Genomic DNA, 21,968 nt, shown 5'->3' with positions numbered 1-21,968 from the left:
ATTACATAAGAATTAACAGAGTATTGTTCAATAAGAAGGGAGGAGAAATGCATCTCGAAGATCTGAACGACTCAGATGAGGCTCAAATATCGTCAGTGGTAATCACAGAGGACGGTGATACCACAAGGACAGAGCTTGCAGAAGCCAATCTTTCCCAAGAGCACACGCCTTATACATATGGTTTATTTGCAGATGCCGTAGCCACATGGATAGAAAAACAAGCTGTTGTAAGCGAGCCCAATATCAACGGTGGCTTAAACGATATTCATTCCATGACAAAGGCGCAGACAATTACGTACATATATTACCCGACGTATCCAGGGCATGACAAGGCTAAAGGTCGCTCCGCATTGTACCAAGTAACATATACCATATATGCAGTGTACTCTTTTGATCAAAACATGGATTACTATATGGTACATCAAGAAATCCTTGGAAACAATTCGACGATGATGCTTTCTGATAAATGGAAGGAAAACAAGGGTACATGCTATGGTTTTTACTTGGGAGAGATTGACAATGACCACGAAATCTTTAAACCAAACGGTGGAAGCTTCTCACCAACAGAAGTCTTTGTGCATGATCCTAGACCTGCGACTTCTGAAGGTTCGTATAGTACAACTTCGGGATATAGTGTTGATTTTGGAGGTAATATCGGGCTTGATACTTCTGGACCAAGTGCTGGATTTAGTGCCGGAGGCTCAATATCCGAAAGCTATACAATGAATGTTTCTGATGTGACTATAACAAACAAATCCTTGGATGGTGGAAGTGGAAGAGCACGGTGGAATTATGATGTGGCGGATGCTCCGGTGACATCAAACGGGTTCAAGGCTAAGATGCATGAGGCTCCATTGGTGTCTCGTAACACAATCAACCTACACAACTGTTGGTATTGGACAGTGAAGAATCCTGCTGCATATTCTGGACAATTCAAGGTTAAAGCAGTCAACAGGGTATTTTTCGAATATTCTTGGTTGCGAAATAAGGTTTTCAGTTATTCTTGGTGTCACTATCTGAGAGGTATGCGATATACTCAGAATATCTGGCTGAAAGCACCCAACAGAACGAAGAAGTGACCTCATAGAGGTCACTTCCAAACTTTCTTTTGGTTCAACTCTGTTTCTCCCATCAGCCTCTTATGGCATTGATTCTCTTGATACCGTTGTAATCGGCAGTAGGGTCTTCATCAAGTGTAAGATCGTTCCACGGTTTTCTGGTCTATTTTTCTTCCGTCGGCAGTCATGATGTTGGCTATGCGCTTGGTGGATAGGATGTTGCCGATATTGTCTGCTCACTTTGATAAGAGACTTGTCTTTGAAAGCAATCAGCTTATTGAGATATTCCGTTCTTTCTATTCGTTTCATATCATTTCATTGTTCTTTGATTATATATTTGCTGCGAAGATACTATTTTTTAGGATAAACCATCCTAAACCTTTTCTCCTATCCCCATATCTAGGTATTTTCCTGAAACCATCATTTTTAGGTATTGCAGATAAAGGGAAAAGGCAGTATCTTTGCACCCGAAAATAAATGTAACTAAAAGAGATTAAGGACAAATGAAAACAACTATCGTAATTTATGGCTCTTCCACTGGCTCATGCCAGTCGATTGCCGAAACCATCGCCTCTAAGTTGGGCGTGGAAGCTGTAGATGTAGCTAACATCGATGATGCTACTATCGCAAGTCACGAGAATCTTCTTCTCGGTACTTCTACATGGGGTGCCGGCGAGATGCAGGATGACTGGTATGATGGCGTGAAGACGCTGAAGAGTGCCGGCTTGGCTGGCAAGACTGTTGCCCTCTTCGGTTGCGGCGACAGCGAGTCTTACCCTGATACATTCTGCGGCGGCATGAAGGAACTCTATGATGCCGCTGTTGAGGCTGGTGCTACCGTTTTGCCTGGTGTTTCTACAGATGGATACACCTATGATGACAGTGAGGCGATTGATGGCGACAAGTTCCTGGGACTCGCACTTGACGAGGTAAACGAGGACGATAAGACAGAGGAGCGTATCGATGCCTGGATTGAGGCCATCAAACCAGCGCTTTAGTGTTAAAAAATAATTTTTCAGGAGTCATAGAAATCTCTGACTATAGAATCTTGAGTCATTTTGGGTTCATAGATTTTTAAATCATAGAATTCTCTGATTCCTGATAAGAAACTTGATTAATTCGGATAGTATGCAGCAGGAAATCGCAACACCAGTAGATTTGAAGGTTCTGATGAATCATATATATGAATATAAGAAGGGCGTGCGCCGTCTGGTGCTCTACACCTTCAACAGAAAATATGAGTCTTTTGCCATAACAAGATTAGAGCGTCAGAACATTGATTATATCATCCAGCCGGTTGGCAACGACCGTCTGAATCTCTTCTTTGGTAAGAAGGAATGCCTGGATGCTATCCGCATGATAGTCACCAAACCATTATGCCAGCTTACGCCGGAAGAGGATTTCATCCTGGGTGCCATGCTGGGATATGACATTTGTGCTCAATGCGAACGCTATTGTGAGCGAAAGAAGAAAGTTTGCTAGATTTCTTTCATCTTCGAATATTTTAATGTTAACAAAGAAAGAGCGTGATAGCCTCATTTGGCGATCACGCTCTTTTGATGTATAAGATGATTCATCCGAAGAATTCCTCTTCCTTACTTCTTCATCATTTCCTCTACGGCTCTGATGAGCTGAGTATCATGACCATTGATGTAATCCTCTGGAGAATTATATACCTCGATGTCTGGATAGAGGGTGGTGTTCTCGCCGAAGGTACCACGCATATCACGGCAACCTACCTGTGGAATACCGAATACCAGGCTGCGGTCCATCAAGGTCTCCCACCATACGGCAGTCATTGTTCCAGCCACCGGTGCACCAATCAGCTTACCGATGCCCAACTCCTTATATACCCATGGGAAACCATGACCGTTGCTGTAGTCGTCCTCGCAGATCAGAACGCAGGATGGTTTGGTCCACTTGTTGAATGGATCCTTGCCCACCACCTTTCCATGAGGCACAAACTCCTGATACTGCTTGCCGCTGAGCAAGGTGCAGAGGTCATCGTGCAACCAGCCACCACCATTGTGGCGCTCATCCACGATTACGGCATCCTTGTTGCGGTTCTTGTCGCTCAAGAGTTCGCTATATACGGTGCGGAAGCTCTCGCTGTCCATTGCCTTGACGTGAACGTATGCGATTCTGCCCTTTGAAACGCTATCCACGATGGCACGGTTTCTATCCACCCAGCGCTTGTAGAGAAGCTCCTGCTGAGCACCCTGCGAAATTGCCTTGATGGTGAGGTCGAAAGTCTTGCCCTTGGTGTTCTTGATGGTGAGACGTACATTCTTGCCAGCCTTTCCATCGAGCAATGCGTTGTAATCCTTACCCGCCTTGATAGCCTCGCCATCAATCTTCTCAATGATGCAGCCGGCAGTAACCTCGTTCTTCTTCACAGCGAACGGACCACGCTTGATGACTTCCTGAATCTTCAAGCCGTCGCCCTCGTAGTTAGGATCGAAGAAGGCACCGAGAGCTGCGGTAGAAAGAGAAGCGCCACTGGCATAATAACGGCAACCGGTATGGCTGGCATTCAACTCACCCAGCATCTCGCTCAACATCTCAGCGAAGTCGAAGTTATTATTAATATAAGGTAAGTACTTCTCATAAACCTTGTGGTAGTACTCCCAATCCACACCCTGCATCTTAGGATCATAGAACTTGTCAGCTACCTGACGCCATACATGGTCGAAGAGATACTGGCGCTCCTCGGCAGGCTTGTAGTTGAATGGAGCCTCAAAGTCGATGTTGGTAGTAGCCTTGCTACCCAGGTCAATCTTCTTGATGCTGCTGCCATTGCAGAGGAAGAGGTTCTTGATGTCCTTGTCGGCAACGAAGCCGCCGCCACCGATACCCTTCATCATCAGGGTAGTGCTGCCTTCCTTCAGGTCGTGGCACCAGAGGTCGTAGCCACCTTCGAAGGCAGCCTGGTAATAAACCTTCTCTCCCTTGCTGTCGATGATGGCATCACCCATATTGGATGAGTTGACGGTAAGACGGACCACACGGTCACGGCAGTTCTCGAAGTCGAGTTCGAGCGGTTTCACCTTATCCACCTCAATCTTTCCGGTCTTCTCCTCTTTCTTCTTCTTGTTTTCCTTCTTCTTCTCCTCCTTCTCGTCAGCCTTCTTCTCCTTCTCGTCCTTGTTGGCCTCGGCTAATTCGAGTTCCTCCTTAGACATGCGGAAGCGGTCGTAGGCTTCGAGGTCGAGGAACATGAGATAGGCATCATATTCTGCACCCCATGAACCATGACTGCGATAACCGGCACGGTCGCTCTCGAAGAGAATAGCCTTTCCTCCGAGTACCCACTTGCCGTTGCTGTCGCTGTAACCGCTGTCGGTAATATTGTGAACTTCCTTTCCATCAGCCTTTACTACGGCGATATCTGTATTGTTCCATCCGCCATTACCGATGTAGCTGCACATGAGCCACTTGCTGTCTGGGCTCCATTCAAACCAGATGTCGCCATCAGCGTAAGAATAGTTGTACTTGCCGTCGAGTACGGTGCGTACTTCCTTTGATTTCAGATTGATGATGCGGAGGGTAGCACGATCCTCATAGAAAGCCACCTCCTTGCCGTCAGGACTGTAGGCAGGATACTGGGAAGTAACATTGGTCTTGGTGAGCTGCTCCTCTTCTACCTCGGTGCAGTAAGTAAAGTTCTTCTCCTTCTCGTTCTTGATCTTAGCCTGGAAAATCTGCCATACGCCATTGCGCTCAGAAGCATAGACCAGACTTCTGCCATCAGGAGCAAAACTCAGGTTGCGCTCCTGCTGAGGAGTATCGGTGATTCGCTTGGTGGTCTTGTATTCTGTAGAGGTAACATATACATCGCCGTGCATCACGAAAGCCACCTCCTTGGCATCTGGAGAAAGCGCAATCTCGGTAGCACCCCAAGACTGTACCTTGCGGATGAGGCTTGGTTCATCGTTGTCTGTAGTGATGGAGATGCTGACCTTCTGAGGCTGTGCTCCTTCCTTGACGGTATAGATTTCGCCATCGAAACCATAGCAGAGCAAACCGGCATTCGAAGAAGTGAGGAAACGGATAGGATTCTTCTTCTGCTGGGTAATCTGGGTATCCTTACCGCTTGCGATGTTGCGGCGGTAGATATTGAAGGAACCGTCCTGCTCGCTGAGATAGTAGAAGCTCTGGTTGTCGGCAGCCCATACCGGGTTGCGGTCTTCGCCCTTGAAGGTAGTAAGCTTCTGATACTTTCCGTTGTCGAGCATCCAGATATCTCGGGTGATAGGAGAAGTATGGTGCTTGCGCCATGCATCCTCATAACCCTTCTTGTCGTGATAGAGCACCTGACCGTTCTTGTTGATGCTGATGTTCTCCATTGGAAGAACAGAATACAACTTAGGACGACCGCCCTCAGTGCTTACCTCGTAAACCTGTGAGAATTCATTGGCAGCAAAGAGATTGCTCTGGGCTGTAGGCATGATGTTGGCAGAGAAGAGTACATGGTCGTTGTCCTTGAAGGCGATCGGAGTCTCCTTGCCGCTGTTGGTGGTGAGTCGGGTTGGCGCACCGCCCTTGGCAGAGATGACGTAAACATCCAGGCTACCTTCTCGGTTTGAAGTAAAGGCAATCTTCTTGCCGTCAGGGCTCCAGATAGGCTGGGAGTCGTAAGCAGCGTGGGTTGTCAACTGGCGTGCCTCGCCACCTGTGGCTGGAACGCAATAGAGATCGCCCTTATAGGCAAAGGCGATGGTAGAGCCATCCGGTGAGATGGCAGGGTAGCGCATCCACAGCGGACCCTGCTGGGCCTGGGATGCCAGAGATGCTGCCAGAAGAGCAGCACTAAGAATCAGTTTCTTCATTATTATAATGGTTCTGTTTAATTTATGTTGCAAAGTTACGGCTTTTATGTGAAACTACCAAACTAAACTCCGTAAAACCACGAAAAGACTACTCATTTATTAGGATATGAGAATCTGATCCTATCAATCTGATACCAACTTCTAGGTATAAAAAATGTGAAAATCACAATATCTAGGTATTGTACAAATTCTAAATAAGCTATACCTTTGCAGCCCGATAAAAGGAATAGATATGAAAAAAGGAATAGATAAAGGAATAGATATGAGAAAAGGATTAGGAAAAAACAGAAAGATTAAAAAGAAACACATCTTCCTGGCTTTATTGGCCGTGATTGTTCTGGGAGGTCTGGCGAAGGCTTACTCTGCCTGGGTGGGTACTACCCGCATCGCATTCCTCAACTATCAGGCTATTGCGCTGGGACAGATATCGCATGCCAACGACAATGCGATGATCAAACTGAGTGAGATTACGACCGATGATTTCGATCATCTGGATGATTACGATATGATTATCGTAAATGGTATGGGTCTCCGAATCGACGAGAACCAGCGCAAGCAGTTGGAAGAGGCTTCCTACAAGGTGCCAACCCTGACTCATGCTGCTACCAACCCAGCCAACAATATCGTATCAGTAGATAACTTCGATGCCGATTATCTGATGCAGTACATCGAGAACGGCGGCAAGAAGAATTATCACAGTATGCTCGCTTACATCCGTAAGTTTATCGACGGAAAGAAGTTCATGGCTCCAGAGCCGGAACGTGTGAATGAGCGACCAGACTATCTCCTGACTCATTTCGACCCGAAGGATGAGAAGGGCGATGAACTGGGCTTCAACAGTATCCGCGAGTACAATGCATTCCTGGCAAAGAACGGTTTATATAAAGAAGGTGCTCCTACCATTATGCTTACTGGTTTTATGGGTGCGGCTCCTGATATGGAAAAAGCTTTCGAGAAGAAGGGATTCATGGTGTATCGCATCAATAAGCTTCAGAGCTTTATTGCCGGTCATCATGCCGACAGCATCCAGGCGAATGCCGTAGTGAATATGGCGCATGGCAGACTGGGCGATTACTTCGTTGAGTTCCTGAAGCAGAAGAATATTCCACTGTTCTCACCTCTTAATATCAACCGTTTGACCACCGATTGGGAGAACGACAAGCAGGGAATGAATGGCGGCTTCATGTCGCAGAGCATCGTGACTCCGGAGATTGATGGTGCCATCCGTCCATACGTGGTTTTCGGACAGCGCATCAACAAGGAGGGCTTGCAGGAGGTTTACGGCATCCCAGACAGAATGGAGAGTTTCGTGGAGAGCGTGCAGGGCTATGTGAATCTGAAGAACAAGAAGAACAGCAACAAGCGCATCGCCATCTTCTACTTCAAGGGTCCCGGTCAGAATGCACTCACCGCTTCGGGAATGGAAGTGGTTCCATCGCTTTACAATCTCCTGGTTCGCTTGAAGAATGAGGGATACAATGTAGGCAAGTTGCCAGCCAATCCTCAGGAACTGGCAAAGATGATCCAGGCTCAGGGTGCTGTCTTCGGAACCTATGCCGAAGGTGCCTATACCCAATTCCTCCAGTCTGGACATCCTGCCCTGGTTACCGCCCAGCAGTTTGCTGGATGGACCCAGAAGGCTTTGTCTAAGAAGATGATCAAGGAGATGAACCAGCTCTATGGTTCCTTCCCTGGCAAATATATGGCTACCGATGATGGTAAGTTGGCGGTGGCAAGACTGCAGTTTGGTAATGTGGCATTGCTTCCACAGGTGATGGCAGGCGTGGGAGGCGACTCCTTCAAGATTGTGCATGGCACCGACCAGGCACCTCCTTACACCTATGTTGCCTCTTATCTCTGGGCACGTTATGGTTTCAGTGCCGATGCACTTATCCATTTCGGAACCCACGGTTCGCTGGAATATACTCCGAGAAAGCAGGTGGCACTCGGCAGCAACGACTGGAGTGACCGATTGATTGGTGTGGTTCCACATCTTTATATATATACCATCGGCAATGTGGGCGAGGCGATGATTGCCAAGCGCCGCACCTATGCCCAGACCCAGAGCTATCTCACTCCTCCTTTCAAGGAGAGCGAGTTGCGACAGACCTATAAGCAGTTGAGCGATGCCATTCAGTCATACGAGAAGAAGGCATCTACCGAACAGTCGCTCAAGGTAAAGGCGCTGACCGTGAAGATGGGAATCGCCCGTGAACTGGGGCTCGATGCCAAGCAGATGAACAAGCCTTATTCTGCAGATGAAATCGCACGAGTAGAGAACTATGCAGAAGAGTTGGCTAATGAGAAGATTACCGGCAAGCTCTATACTCTGGGTGTGCCATACGATAATGATGATGTCCGCACCAGTGTCTATGCGATGGCTACAGATCCTATTGCCTACGGAATGTTGGCAGTAGATAAGCTGAAAGGTCGTGCTCAGGAAGGTGTGGAGAAGCACAAGCAGCTTTTCGGCCGTCTCTATCTGAGCAAGGCACGCAATACCGTGACCCAGCTTCTGGGTTCAGCCTCAGTTTCTGATGAATACATCTGCCGTTATGTAGGAATCACTCCTGCCGAACTCCAGATGGCTCGTAAGGTTGAGGCGATGCAGGCTGCTCCGGATCCTATCCAGATGATGATGCAGATGGCAGACCAGATGGGTGGAGCGAAGGAGGCGAAGCCGAAGAAGGTAGATCACCGTACGGTAAGCGAACTCCGTGCTGCCAAGGTTTCTCATAAGAAGAAGATTCCGCAGATGAGTCGTGAGGCTTTTGCGAAGATGGAGCAGACCGGTCGCTTCCCAGACAAGATGATGGAAGCCATCAAGAAGGGACAGAAATGGTATCAGGAAGATTTGAAAAAGGCGAAGATGGCGAAAGCCGGCAAGGGCAAAGCATCTCAGAAATCTTCTAAAGATAAGGGTATGATGATGTCGAAGGCACCAAAATATACCCGTCAGCAGATTCATCTGGCTCAGGCTATCACTACCGTAGAGCATGCCTTGCAGAATGTAGGCAAGTATTCGGAGGCGCTCCGTCAGAGTCCGTTCAACGAGATGTCTTCTCTGATGAATGCCCTGAATGGCGGCTTTACCGCTCCATCTCCTGGTGGTGATCTGATTGTGAATCCGAACACTCTGCCTACCGGTAGAAATCTCTTCTCCATCAATGTGGAGAATACGCCATCGGAGGATGCCTGGGAGAAGGCAAAGGAACTTTGCGACAATACCATCAAGATGTATTGCGAACGACATAAGGGTGAATATCCTCGTAAGGTGAGCTACACACTCTGGAGCAGCGAGTTTATCGAAACAGAGGGTGCTACCATCGCTCAGATTCTCTATATGCTCGGTGTAGAACCGGTAAGAGATGCCTTTGGTCGTGTTACCGATCTGCGTCTCATCCCATCCAAGCAGTTGGGCCGTCCTCGCATCGATGTCGTGGTTCAGACTTCCGGTCAGCTCCGCGACCTGGCAGCATCCCGTCTCTTCCTCATCAACAAGGCGATAGAGATGGCGGCAAATGCCAAGGGTGATAAGTACGACAACCTGGTGAAAGCCGGTGTTACCGAATCGGAACGGGTGCTCGTAGAGAAAGGCATGTCGCCAAAGGAGGCACGCGAGGTGAGTATGTATCGAGTGTTTGGTGGCGTAAACGGCAACTATGGCACCGGCATCCAGGAGATGGTAACCGCAGGCGACCGCTGGGATAAGGAGAGTCAGATTGCCGAGGTCTATCTGAACAATATGGGTGCCTTCTATGGTGATGAGAAGAACTGGGAGACCGTTCGCAAGGCTGCTTTCGAGGCAGCGCTGACCCGTACCGATGTGGTGGTTCAGCCACGCCAGAGCAACACCTGGGGTGCTTTGAGTCTCGACCACGTATATGAATTCATGGGAGGTATGAACCTCGCTGTGCGCAACGTAACCGGTAAGGATCCGGATGCTTATCTTGCCGACTATCGCAACCATAGCAATATGAGAATGCAGGAGGTGAAGGAGGCTATCGGCATCGAGGGCAGAACTACTATCTTCAACCCAGCCTATATCAAGGAGAAGATGAAGGGTGGAGCCAGCAGTGCCAGCACATTTGCTGAAATCGTAACCAATACCTACGGTTGGAATGTGATGAAGCCAAAGGCTATCGATAAGGAGATGTGGGACGAGATATATAATGTATATGTCAAGGACAAGTACAATCTCGGAACCAAGGAGTTCTTCGACAAGCAGAATCCGGCAGCGCTGATGGAGATGACCGCCGTAATGATGGAGAGTGCCCGCAAGGGAATGTGGAAGGCTACTCCTCAGCAGCTCAAGGACATCGCCAAGCTTCATACCGAGACTGTGAACAAGTATAAGCCTTCATGCTCCGGTTTTGTTTGCGACAATGCCAAGCTCCGCAACTATATCGCCAGCAAGGCCGATGCTGCTTCTGCCAAGGAATATCAGCAGAATGTAGAACAGATCCGCGATGCTGAGGCTGCGAAGAACAGCAGCGACAAGGGTATGGTGATGAAGAAGGAGACACTGAATGAGGATGCTCAGAAGACCACCACTGTGGTGAGCGGCATCGTTGTAGGTGTCATCGTCATCGTAGCTTTCGTGATGTTGGCTATCCTCATTCGCCGAAGAAGAAAGAATATGGTAGAATAGTAAAGGGGGATAACATATCCCCCTAAAACTAAACATTTATACATAGTGGAGACATTAGTTTTAGTAATGATGATATTGGTTTGCTTCAGTTTTGTGCTGAAGCAGACCTTCCACGGAGTGAAGGAGATTATGATCATCTCGGTGCTCGTAGCCTTCTTCGTGGGAATGACCTGGCCATTTGCCATCGAGCAGTCGAAGACGCAGATTGCGGCCTGGATAGCCGACCAGAAGCTGATGCTCGATATGGCGGTGCTGCAGAGTATCGACGTGGCACTCACGATGCTTTTCTGTGTGCACCACGTAGATTTGAAGACTTCGGAACATGTGGACCGCCGCAAATGGATGTTCTTCATCTTCTTGAAGTACTTCCCGGGTTTGCTGGTTTTCCCAGTGCTGTTCAGTGTTCTGGTGATGACCATCTTCCTGCTTCCCGGCGTATCGTTCCAGGTAGTGGCATGGGTGCTTGCCGTAGTATTGCTGGTCTTGACTCCGGTATTCACCTACGGTTTGAGATGGCTCTTGCCGGAGCGACCAATCCGCTTGGAACTGCTTTTCCTGGTAGAGGTGCTGCTCGGATTGATGGGCATCATCGGTACGGTGAATGGCAGGACAGCCGTGGCAGGATTCAATAGTTTCGATGCCCTCTCGCTTCTCGGCGTCATCGCCATCGTCATCGTGGGAATGGCAATCGGATGGGCAATTTACAATTATCAAATTAAAAAATATAGAGTATAATGAATTACATATCAGACGTATTGTTTTGGATTTCCACAGGCATGCTGGTTCCTGTGATTATTTTGTTGATTTTCTTCTTCCTCAGAGCCTTGCTGCTCCTTGGAGGTTTCTTCGGACAGTATCTTGTAAAGCGCAAGTCGGGTGCGGAGATTCGTGAACAGATGAACACCCTGACGCTCGATAACATCGATACCCTGGGCGATCGCTTGCCTAAGAACAAGCAGGCTGTCATCGTTTCCTATATGAAGAAACTCGTGGACAACCGTCAGAGCAAGGCGCAGGTGAACCGCATCCTCGACCAGTATGCCCAGTTTGTAGAGAAGGATCTTTCTCTTCCATCTACTCTTCTGAAGATGGGTCCGATGCTCGGTTTGATGGGTACCTTGATTCCGATGGGTCCAGCCCTGGTAGGTCTTTCTACCGGTGATATTGCTTCGATGGCTTACAATATGCAGGTAGCTTTCGCTACCACCGTTGTGGGATTGTTCTCTGCAGCCATCGGTTTTGTGACCAAGCAGACCAAGAACCGCTGGTACACCGAGGATATGAGCAACCTCGAGTTTATGGCAGACCTCATCGATGAGAAGAAGTAATCTCTGGGGGAGTTAAGAACTAAAGACATTAGCTTGATATAAATATGAGACAAAGACGTAGAAGTCGTCTCTCGCATGATGGCGAGGATGATGATCCGATGAGCGTAGTGAGCAACCTCTTCGATGTGGCGATGGTATTTGCCCTCGCCTTGATGGTAGCCCTCGTTTCGCGCTATAATATGACGGAAATGTTCAGCAAGGATAACTTCACGATGGTGAAGAATCCTGGCAAGGAGAATATGGAAATCATTACCAAGGATGGACAGAAGATCAATCGCTATACTCCTTCTGAAGACCAGAGCAAGAAATCTGGCAACAAGGGAAAGAAGGTGGGCATCGCTTACCAGCTGGAGAATGGTGAAATCATCTATGTTCCGGAAGATAAATAGCGGGGATTACAAATCCCCTTGAACAGGGAACGGGGATTGCAAATCCCCTCAAACAGAAAATATTATTGTAACTAAAAGAAAAATAAGAAAAATGAAAAAGTTTAAGACAATGATGGCCATGATGTTGGCTTTGGTTTCTATGTGTGTAGCATTCAGCTCTTGCAGCAGTGATGATGATAATAATACTGTGGCAGCTGCCAAGGAGATAGCTGGTTCATACACCAGCTCTCTGGATATGACCGTAATGGGGCAGGCTTCTACATACGATAATGTTACTATGAAGATTGAGGCTGTTGATGATGCTACAGTCAAGGTTACTTTGCCAGCTTGCGGCGAGGGCATGATGGCTCTTCCTGCCCTGGAGGTTCCTGCAGTGAAGGTTTCAGGTTCTAACGGTGCTTATGCTTTCTCTCAGGAAAGCTATGCCGGTACTGTTACCGTAAATGGTGCTGAGAAGAAGTATACCGTTACTTTGCAGGGTACATTCAAGGACAACACCCTGACCGTCAACTATTCCGTGCAGTATGGCAAGATGCCTGCGGCGATGATTGGTAAGTTTGTTTGTAAGAAGTAAGCTGATTGTTTCAGGATAAACTTTGATATAATTCGATGAAACAAAAGATATTCGCACTATTCCTAATCCTTTGCGGATTGTGCCTGAATCTGAAAGCTGAAACCCAGGGAGATATCGTGGGTAGAGTGCTCGATGATTCGGGCGCACCTCTGGTGGGTGCCACCGTTCAGATGGTGAATACCAAGGGAGGAGTAACCACTGATGAAGATGGATATTTCCGCATTCCTTACAGCAAGGTAGGGGCGGTGAAGGTAAAAGTGAGCTATGTGGGCTATCAGACTCAGACCTTTATCCTGAAGACTGATGAGAAGAAGGGCAATCAGCATGTTCTTCGTCTTCAGCCGGATGCTACAGCCCTCGATCAGGTAGTAGTAACCGCAACCCGAACTCCTAAGGCTTTGAAGGATGCTCCTGTGGTAACCCGTCTGATTACCGCCAATGACATCAAGATTGCCGATGCTACCAATATCCAGGATCTCCTCACCGAGCAGATGCCGGGTCTGGAATTTGGCTATGCCATGAATCAGGAGACTTCTCTCAACATGAATGGTTTCGGTGGAAATGCCGTGCTCTTCCTCGTAGATGGCGAGCGATTGGCTGGTGAAACCATGGATAACGTAGATTACAGCAGATTGAATCTGGATAATGTAGGACGTATCGAGATTGTGAAGGGTGCTGCTTCGGCACTCTATGGCGCCAGTGCCGTAGCCGGAGTCATTAACATCATCTCCCGTGAAAACAGCGAACCTTGGACAGCCAATGTCAACACCCGCTACAACGACTTCAACAAGGAGTGGCGCCACGGTGGAAGCTTCAGTTTCAATGCCGGAAAGTGGAATTCGCAGACCAGCATCCAGCGCACCACATCGGATGAGGTGCAGCTTACCAGTCCCTTCGATACAGAATCCAACATCCTCCATATCTATGGTGGCGAGACCTTAAATGTGAAAGAGCGACTTACCTACAAGCTCTCTAACAAGGTGAAGCTGATAGGTCGTGGCGGCTATTTCAATCGTATCAGTAATCGCAGCAACTACGATGACCACTATAAGGATTATTCTGCCGGACTGAAGACCGTGATGAATCTCTCGGAGAATGATAATCTGGAGATTTCATACGGCTTCGACCAGTATGACAAGGCCCGATTCGTGAACAAAGAGCGCACTCACGATCACGATTATACCAATCGTCAGAACACCGTCCGTGCCCTCTATTCCCATATCTTCGGCAAGAACACATTGACGGCAGGTGCTGATTTCCTGAACGATTATCTCACCACCTATCAGTTTGCCAACAATGGTTCCAAGACTCAGAATTCATACGATGCCTTCGCCCAGTTCGATTACAATCCTTTGCAGTGGTTGAACATCGTGGCAAGTCTTCGTCATGATTACTTCTCAGCATCCAGCCAGCATGCCACCACCGGTCGTCTGGCTCTGATGACCAAGTGGAAGGGCTTTTCCATCCGTGCCAACTATGCCGGTGGATTCCGTGCCCCAACCCTCAAGGAGATGTATATGAACTTTGATATGGCAGGCATGCAGATGATTTACGGCAATCCGGATTTGAAGCCGGAGAAGAGCGACAACTTCAACCTGGCGCTGGAGCATACCGGCAGGGTGAAGAATGCAGGTTTCTTCACCGGTCAGTATAGTCTTACTCTCATGGGCTATTATAATAAGTATGATAAGCGCATCACTACCGAGGATTATGCCGATTATACCCCGGGAACCGGTCAGCCGGATGTGGCTTCCCGTTATTGCAACGAGGATGGAGTAGAGGTGAGCGGCATCGACTTCAGTGCCCAGTACCGTTCGGATATGGGTCTCGGTGTGAAACTCGACTATAGCTATCTTCATGTGGGTGGCAGAAGCGTAGATTCCCAGTTCTCCCAGCCTCGTCCGCATTCAGCTACCTGGCGTCTCGACTACGATCGCCAGCTCTGTTCGTTCTATCGCATCAATGCCGCTCTGTCAGGCAGATATTTGGCTGCGCCAGATACTAAGATAGAGAAGCATGATCAGGCATATCAGTTGTGGAAGTTCACGCTTCAGCAGCGATTCCTGGATGCCATCAACCTGAACTTCACGGTAGATAATCTCTTCGATTATACACCAGAGAAGTATTATTGGAGTTCGGCGATGACCACCGGTCGCACCTTCTCAGTGGGACTTTCGGTTGACATCGACCGCATCGTGAATCTCTTCTAGAAACCGCCATCTGGCAGTCGCCAGACCCAAAATAGGTTAAAAAAGCCATAGTGAAGGATGCTTTTCTTCAAATTATGCCGTACTTTCGGTATAAAATCGTAATTTTGCAGTGATTTAAAACCTATTCATTCAAAATTATGATACGAAGAATCATTCTAACTATGGCTTTTTTGGCTAGCCTTTCATTATCAGCCAAGGATGTGAACATGGGCAGTTGGCAGATAGTTCCATTGCCTCAGCAAGTCAAGGAGATGAGCAGCGCTCCTTTCCGCATCACAGCCAAAACTACAATCTATTATGCTGCCGAAGATGAGAAGCAGAAGAAGGATGCCGAGTTCCTGGCATCTCATATCAAGGAGGTAACCGGTATCGAGGTAAAGACTACCGACAAGCAGGCGAAGGGTCAGATCCGTCTGGCGCTGAATGCTGGCGATACCCAGTCTGAGGCTTATTCTCTCGTGGTCAACAAGAATGGCATCACCATTTCAGCCACCTCTCATGTCGGTATCTTCTATGGCATCCAGAGTGTGATGAAGGCATTGCCTATCACCCGGAATGTGAAGAGCGTTTCTCTTCCAGCTGCCGAGGTTACCGATGCTCCCCGCTTTGCTTATCGTGCATTCATGATTGATGTGGGCCGTCATTATTTCAGCGTACCTTATCTCAAGAAGTTGATTGATGTCTTTGCGATGCACAACATCAATTATTTCCACTGGCACCTTACCGAGGATCAGGGGTGGCGTCTTGAAATCAAGAAGTATCCGATGCTTACCCAGATTGGTTCCAAGCGCAAGGAGACCATCCTGCCAACCAACAAGAACGAGTTTGATGGTGTTCCTGTATCAGGTTATTATACCCAGGAGGAAGCTCGCGAAATTGTGAAGTATGCAGCCGACAGATACATCACCGTGATTCCGGAGGTGGATATGCCGGGTCACATGCTGGCTGCCCTGGCATCTTATCCGGAGTTGGGCTGTACCGGTGGTCCTTACGAGGTAGCTACCCGTTTTGGTGTTTTCGAGGATGTGTTGTGTGCTGGCAAGGCTCAGACCCTCCAGTTTGCCAAGGACGTGATGGATGAAATCATGGATATTTTCCCATCAGAGTATATTCATATTGGTGGCGATGAGTGCCCAAAGAACCGCTGGAAGGTTTGCGAGAACTGTCAGAAGAAGATAGCAGATCTCGGCATCCAGGAGCTTCCTAAGCATAGTAAGGAGGAGCAGCTTCAGACCTGGTTTATGGGTGAGATAGAGAAGCAGATCAGAAACCGTGGCAGAAAGATGATGGGTTGGGATGAGATTCTGGAAGGAACTCCATCCAAGGACATCACCGTTTGCGGTTGGACCAGTGTGAATGCCAGCATCCGTTCAGCCCGTGAAGGTCATCCAACCATCGTGGCTCCTATTTCGAATTTCTATTTCAGCAATCCTCGCATCAACAAGATAGAGGGTATTCCTAGCATCCAGCGGGTATATGATCTGGATCCTTGCTCTGATAAGTTGACTCCTGCCGAGCAGCAGAACATCATCGGTGCCGAGGGTTGTATCTGGACCGAGTGGGTAAAGGATGCTAAGAAGATGGAGTGGGAGCTGTTGCCAAGACTTGCCGCCCTTTCTGAGGTTCAGTGGACAGCCAAGGATAAGCGCAACCTGGAGAACTTCTTCCCAAGAATGCTCCACATGCAGGATCTCTACCGCCTCTACGGCTTGAATTACAAGGCTGATATCGAGGATGCCGTGAAGAAGCATCTGGAAGAAAAGAAGTAATATTTGTAGATAGCTCCGCCCTAACTCCCCTTTCGTGGTTGTTTAGGACGGAGTTCTTGTATTTTAATGTCCGTTTTCAAAACTGATACTGCCCCCATGAGATAGGGGGAAGGTCGGTGAAAAACGTTGAAAAATCGCCTAGAAATATCTCTTCCTCATTTTCTTCAAGAAATCCTTGGTGATAGGGAAGCCGGAGGCATCACCTATTACGGAGTCGGTATAACAGAAGGGACATTCAGCTGTAGGCGGCTCATCAGGGAGGTAATCCGTGATTTCGGATGGCGAGAAGATTTCGCCGCAGAAGAAACAGCCGCACTTTTCAGATTTTTCTATCTGTTCCTTGTTGCTGAAGCAGCAATCGTGAGCCTGGCGGAAGATCCTGTCTTTCTCCTCCTCTTCTTTCTGCTTTTTCTCAGCCTTTTCCAGATAACCCTTGAATCGTCTCTGAAGATAGAGCGGCACATGATAGTGAGGGGCGAAGACATACAGCGATGGAACATGGTCGTGGTATTCGTAGCCAGGACCATCTATCACGGTATAGCTGTCATCCGTCTCATCATATGGCAGTTTATCCAATCCCCTTTTATCCTTGGCAGCCTGGTTTCTCTCCCAGATCCATTCGGTGGTAAGCGGAGTTCCGACAACGATGGCAAGTTTCACCTCATCGCCACGATATACTTCCACGATGTCACCTTTCTGAAATCTAATCTGTTCAGCGTTTCTGCCTCGGAAGGTCTCGTCAGGATGACGGTCGTATGCAGGCAAATCGCAGACTCCGGGATAGTAAATGCTGAAACGCGAACAGCAGTAAGACCGGTCGATCAGTTTTCCCTCACCGTCATACACTCTTTGAGAAAGACATTCGCGGTCGTAGTGCAACAGTCCCAGCGGAATCTCCGAGATATAATAGCAGAAGGTATCCAGCGGATAGTCGTCTTCCTCCTTCATCTTTTTGCGGTAAAGGATATCCTGGTGCATCAGACTCTCAGCCTCCTCCAAGGTTGTGGTGAAGGCTTGCGGACAATAGGTGTTCACCTTATATTTCGGATAATGAGAACGCTTCTTCTCCTCCAGCTCTTCTGTTTCTAAAACTTCGAGCTTGAAGATGGCAGGAACATCCCGATGCTGTGGATGCTCAGCCAATTGCTTGAAATCTTCGTATGTCATAGGATGGTTATTTTAAGAATTTGTGAAAGTCAATCGTAATCCATCGGCTAACCCCCTCAGTGGTAGGAAATCACCCATTCCAGGCAGTTCACCTCCTCCTTCACCGAGAAGTTCAAGCCTACCTTCACCACCTTCTTGCCACTCATCTTGAAAGCGTTGGCATAGTGCTTTGTTTCAATCTGTGCGAGAGCCTCCTCGGCACTCTTATTGAACTTCAGTTCCATCACATAGATGGTATCGGCAGTCTCCAGCGTGATGTCGATTCTGCCCTTCGCCGTATGCTGCTCCACTATGATGTTATAGTTCGTGAGTAAGGCGAAGATGATGTAAAACATCTGCTGATAATGCCCCTCATAATCTGTATTGGCACAATAAGGAACTGTTTCCAAAAAATCCGCCAAAAGTTGCAACGCATCCTCTAATAGTCCCTTTTTCACCAGCGCAGACATCTGAGCTATAGTAACATCTCCTTGATCAGTAAATTCATCAAGATAATTCGGCAATAAACTTTCGAGAAGTCCAACTTTTATCTCTTGATTTGGAAGATCCAAAGTATATAGATCAGTCTCATACTCGTAATCCCTAATTGTTAGATAGCCACTCTGATACAATAACGGAGTAATGGCTTTCAGATTTTCTGTAGGCGCATCAAAAGCAGACTCCTTTGCAAACATTGGCTTAAGGGATGTAGGCAGCACTTTGAATTTATTCATCATGTTGATGAGATAAGTTGGCGTGCCAGATGCAAACCAATAAGCCCCCAGTTTTCCCTTGGAAAAACAATTAAGCAAGCTATAAGGATTGAATATATCAGGAGAAGGCCAAGTAAAATGATAGCCATCATAATTAGTTTTCAACTTCTCCAAAGTCTCCTCATAAGTCAACTTCAAGTTCTTTGCCAAGCAATCAATATCCTCCCTCATCTGAGTAAGCAACTCTTCCTTGGTAATACCGCAGATACCAGCATATGGCTCATCCATGCTTATATTCGTAATATTATTAAGTTCACTGAAGATACTCAGTTGAGAGAACTTAGTAATACCCGTCATGAACACGAAGCGAAGCTTTGGCTCACAATCCTTCAAAGGGCTATAGAAATTGCGCATCACATTACGAAGCACACCTAAACTGTCCTCATTATGTACTACATCCAGCAAAGGCGCATCATATTCATCTATCAACACCACCACTTGCTTACCCGTCTGTTCATACAGATTGCTGATTAGATTCAGCAATCTCACATTTGAATCTACAGAATCACATTCTACCCCGAAACGTTTTTCATTTTCTTTCAATATAAAAAGAAGATACCGCTCCAGTTGTTCCTTTTCCAAGTGCTTGCCTCCAGCCATACTAAAGTGCAGTACGGGATACTCGTTCCACTCCTTTTCCAGCTTCTCGATGGCAAGCCCCTTGAACAGTTCCTTCTTTCCCTCGAAATAACTTTGGAAGGTAGAAACCAGCAGCGACTTTCCGAAACGGCGTGGGCGACTCAAGAAGAAATACTTTCCATCGGTATGTGTCATACGATAGATGTATTCCGTCTTGTCGATATAGAGGTTGTCCAACTTGCGGATTTCCTCAAATGTCTGAATTCCTATAGGATATAATTTTCTTGCCATTGCGTCATCGAATTAATTCATTTGCAAAGCTACAACAAAAAAATGATACCACCAAACTTTTATGAGGGAAAAGTTCTATTCTTTTCGTGGTGAAGGCTTGCGGACAATAGGTGTTCACCTTATATTTCGGATAATGTGAACGCTTCTTTTCCTCCAGCTCTTCCGTTTCTAACACTTCGAGTTTGAAGATGATAGGAACATCCTGATGCTGTGGATGCTCAGCCAAATGCTTAAATTTTTCGTATGTCATGGGATAATTGTCTTAAAAAATCGTGAAAGTCAATCTGTGGTCTAAGTTCAGGGAGACAACCTTCAGAGTCTTTGCCTTCTTGATTGTTAAGATTCCTTTTGCTGATAGTTTTATGAATTTTCAGTTTTCTCATGTCCGACTTGCCGTTAGCTTCATGGTTACACCAAGGCTTGGGATATGCATGTCTTTTTTTGTATCTCGTGCCATCGCAGTTCTGGATAAAGATTTCCAATACTAATCCACCCATTTGACAATCATGCGGAATGTTGACGGCACGGCGCAGAATGTCGCTTTCGTAGAAGATGCTGCCATCCTTCTTGCAGAGCACGATGTCCAGATAGTCTGGCATATCAGGTATAGTTCCAGGCTCTGACATTTGTGGTTGAAACTCCCCAAACTCTTCCTTCACATACTCGAATAGTCCCCGAGTATATTTTTCGATATCCACCCCTACATATTGAGTATAGGTGTATTTGATAATACATAAAGACATTTTATTTGCCATTTTATTCTTTCTTTTTGGTTATACCTTTATAATATAGTAATATGAAGGGAAAATTTCAAAAAAAGCGCCAATATTTTGAAAAAAAAGTATTGGCGCTTGATTATTGAATGATGTTATTGTAAAAATATCGTACCTTCTAGTTCTTGTTATATCCGAATTTTCTAGTAAACAATACATCTTTCCAATGTGATTCCCTATCAATGATGATTTGGTCATCAGTATCCTTATTGAATGTTTCGAGAATTGTGAAATAGAAATTATTCTTGATATAGTCTGTACCTAATTCCTTTAGAAGTTTATTTCCTCCATGGCATGTACGAATGTATGTTTCCCATCTACCGAGAATCATATCTTCACCATACGCTGAACCAACATATTGTTTTCCTGTATTTGAATCTACCAACAGATACACTCCTTTTTGATTTTCAAGAGCAGAACGCCAACTATCTTTTGTGATGAGATTCTTAAGAGATAGCCATGAAACATTCACGTTGTAATATCCAGGAAAATAGTCGTTGCTGTAAACACTAGGAAGTATTTCTTCAACCTCACACATAGACAGGATATTCTCTCCTAATCTGATAAGATTCTGACTATGATTTTTAAAGCGGATAACCAATCTGCCTATGTATTCTTTGTATTCATCCAATTCTTCAAACTCATAACCGATCCCATCTTGGATATTAAGATCTTTAGTTACTTTTCCTATATGGAATAATAACCAACAATCTTGTTTTTGAGGAATAGAAACAAAACCTAAAGTAATGTTTCCATCAGAGAAATTACTTTTTTTCGAATAGTTCCAATATTGACCTTCAAGCATATGCTGCTTGCTTTCTTCCGTTTGGTCTGTAAAGTAATCAATAGCCGGTCTTTTGGTTCCAAAACTCAAGTTAAATCTAACTTTAACATTCTTAGGGTCTGGAAGTCTGAGAATATCGTTAAGTAGTATCATAATTAAAATATTTTAGTTCTTATTTTTCCGCATCCACTTGATAAGTGGACACGGAAAAACTTTACTGAAAAACTTATGCAATTAAATTTTCTGGATATCCCAATAGCTTGGGTGCGAAGCTTCACGAGATTTCTTGCCAAACTGTGCCTCACATGCATCTGCAATATTGTGAGCGTCACAACTTGCGAGTGAGGTTGTTACCTCAACGACTGTGCCTTTCTTCATTCCGGCACGGTCAGCTTTTAATGTACATTTAAATATGTTCATAATTAATAGTTTTTTATTTTCTGATTATTATCTGAAGATATCATTATTCGACTAAATCGTCATAATCATATTGTGATTTTAAAGCAGAGAAGTCACGGCTCCTTTTCTTATATTCCTTTTTAAGTGTTTTGTAGCAAGAAGTATCTTGCCAAGTCATTTCATTATCAATCTTTCCCATAAAGGCGGCGCCCACTTCTTCTGCATTATCAAGGTCATCCGCTTTTATGTATGCCTTTATCAAAGCTAAATATGCACCATCAAAATCTGTTATTGTAACAAACTTGTGATCGCTACCTTCTACTACTGCAAAAGAAAGAGTTGTTAATTTTGATTTTGCACCTTTAAAGTTGCCATCATTTATCATATCCCTAAAATCCGCAACTATCATCCAATA

Annotated in this window: 18 protein-coding genes; 10 read left to right on the top strand and 8 right to left on the bottom strand. The window is 46.3% G+C overall.

Translation table 11 applies throughout. From position 1 onward, the window contains the following. From DW657_RS17880 to DW657_RS13120, 3 genes are all read left to right on the top strand, one after another. Positions 1-1,079, top strand: a 1,079-nt coding sequence (locus DW657_RS17880) for a hypothetical protein (protein WP_158577378.1), incomplete at its 5' end; no start/stop codon positions are given. Positions 1,080-1,561: 482 nt separating this feature from the next. Continuing rightward, positions 1,562-2,056 carry a flavodoxin FldA gene (fldA, locus tag DW657_RS13125; protein WP_118312892.1) on the top strand — a complete coding sequence of 165 codons (495 nt, stop codon included), beginning with the start codon at positions 1,562-1,564 and terminating at the stop codon, positions 2,054-2,056. A 130-nt stretch (positions 2,057-2,186) separates the two neighbouring features. Next, positions 2,187-2,540 (top strand): DUF2023 family protein, encoded by a 354-nt coding sequence (locus tag DW657_RS13120; RefSeq protein WP_089543800.1) that lies wholly within the window; start codon positions 2,187-2,189, stop codon positions 2,538-2,540. Positions 2,541-2,653: 113 nt separating this feature from the next. Here the strand turns inward: DW657_RS13120 and DW657_RS13115 are convergent, their stop codons facing one another. Further along, on the bottom strand, positions 2,654-5,887 hold the full coding sequence (locus DW657_RS13115) for a S41 family peptidase (protein ID WP_118312890.1): 3,234 nt from the start codon (positions 5,885-5,887) through the stop codon (positions 2,654-2,656). 262 nt (positions 5,888-6,149) lie between these two features. Between DW657_RS13115 and DW657_RS13110 the strand changes: the two genes are divergently transcribed. The 7 genes from DW657_RS13110 to DW657_RS13080 all read left to right on the top strand — a co-directional run bounded on the left by DW657_RS13110 (position 6,150) and on the right by DW657_RS13080 (position 16,808). After that, positions 6,150-10,538, top strand: a complete 4,389-nt coding sequence (locus tag DW657_RS13110; protein WP_118312898.1) for a cobaltochelatase subunit CobN — start codon at positions 6,150-6,152, stop codon at positions 10,536-10,538. Between the two features lie 45 nt (positions 10,539-10,583). After that, on the top strand, positions 10,584-11,273 hold the full coding sequence (locus DW657_RS13105) for a hypothetical protein (protein WP_233547033.1): 690 nt from the start codon (positions 10,584-10,586) through the stop codon (positions 11,271-11,273). Then, positions 11,273-11,866 carry a MotA/TolQ/ExbB proton channel family protein gene (locus tag DW657_RS13100; protein ID WP_089543797.1) on the top strand — a complete coding sequence of 198 codons (594 nt, stop codon included), beginning with the start codon at positions 11,273-11,275 and terminating at the stop codon, positions 11,864-11,866. The genes DW657_RS13105 and DW657_RS13100 overlap by 1 nt, the downstream gene beginning before the upstream one ends. A 44-nt stretch (positions 11,867-11,910) precedes the next feature. Beyond that, positions 11,911-12,255, top strand: coding sequence for a DUF2149 domain-containing protein (locus DW657_RS13095; RefSeq protein WP_089543796.1), 345 nt, complete (start codon positions 11,911-11,913; stop codon positions 12,253-12,255). Between the two features lie 91 nt (positions 12,256-12,346). Beyond that, on the top strand, positions 12,347-12,829 hold the full coding sequence (locus DW657_RS13090) for a calycin-like domain-containing protein (RefSeq protein WP_118312887.1): 483 nt from the start codon (positions 12,347-12,349) through the stop codon (positions 12,827-12,829). A 35-nt stretch (positions 12,830-12,864) separates the two neighbouring features. Next, the gene (locus DW657_RS13085) at positions 12,865-15,039 is read left to right on the top strand and encodes a TonB-dependent receptor (protein WP_118312886.1); all 2,175 of its coding nucleotides are present in this window, start codon (positions 12,865-12,867) and stop codon (positions 15,037-15,039) included. Between the two features lie 137 nt (positions 15,040-15,176). Further along, complete coding sequence (locus tag DW657_RS13080; RefSeq protein ID WP_118312884.1) at positions 15,177-16,808, top strand: beta-N-acetylhexosaminidase; 1,632 nt, start codon at positions 15,177-15,179, stop codon at positions 16,806-16,808. Between the two features lie 138 nt (positions 16,809-16,946). Here DW657_RS13080 and DW657_RS18405 read toward each other — a convergent pair whose 3' ends face one another. From DW657_RS18405 to DW657_RS13040, 7 genes are all read right to left on the bottom strand, one after another. Next, entirely contained in the window at positions 16,947-17,975 is a 1,029-nt protein-coding gene (locus tag DW657_RS18405) for a hypothetical protein (RefSeq protein ID WP_233547031.1), read from the bottom strand. 56 nt (positions 17,976-18,031) lie between these two features. Further along, positions 18,032-19,597: an ATP-binding protein gene (locus tag DW657_RS13065; RefSeq protein WP_118312882.1), complete on the bottom strand. Its 1,566-nt coding sequence runs from the start codon at positions 19,595-19,597 to the stop codon at positions 18,032-18,034. Positions 19,598-19,601: 4 nt separating this feature from the next. Further along, a complete protein-coding gene (locus tag DW657_RS13060; protein WP_118312880.1) occupies positions 19,602-19,847 on the bottom strand; it encodes a hypothetical protein in 246 nt (81 codons plus the stop codon). Beyond that, on the bottom strand, positions 19,828-20,352 hold the full coding sequence (locus tag DW657_RS18400) for a hypothetical protein (protein ID WP_233547030.1): 525 nt from the start codon (positions 20,350-20,352) through the stop codon (positions 19,828-19,830). The genes DW657_RS13060 and DW657_RS18400 overlap by 20 nt, the downstream gene beginning before the upstream one ends. 136 nt (positions 20,353-20,488) lie before the next feature. Beyond that, complete coding sequence (locus DW657_RS13050; protein WP_118312878.1) at positions 20,489-21,307, bottom strand: GIY-YIG nuclease family protein; 819 nt, start codon at positions 21,305-21,307, stop codon at positions 20,489-20,491. An 81-nt stretch (positions 21,308-21,388) separates the two neighbouring features. After that, entirely contained in the window at positions 21,389-21,574 is a 186-nt protein-coding gene (locus DW657_RS13045; protein ID WP_118312877.1) for a hypothetical protein, read from the bottom strand. 43 nt (positions 21,575-21,617) lie between these two features. After that, the coding region (locus tag DW657_RS13040) for a hypothetical protein (RefSeq protein ID WP_233547029.1) at positions 21,618-21,968 on the bottom strand (351 nt) is incomplete at its 5' end.

The sequence above is a fragment of the Prevotella sp. AM23-5 genome (genome assembly GCF_003473645.1).
Classification (GTDB): domain Bacteria; phylum Bacteroidota; class Bacteroidia; order Bacteroidales; family Bacteroidaceae; genus Prevotella; species Prevotella copri_A.
This window is presented reverse-complemented; position numbering and strand designations above follow the sequence as displayed.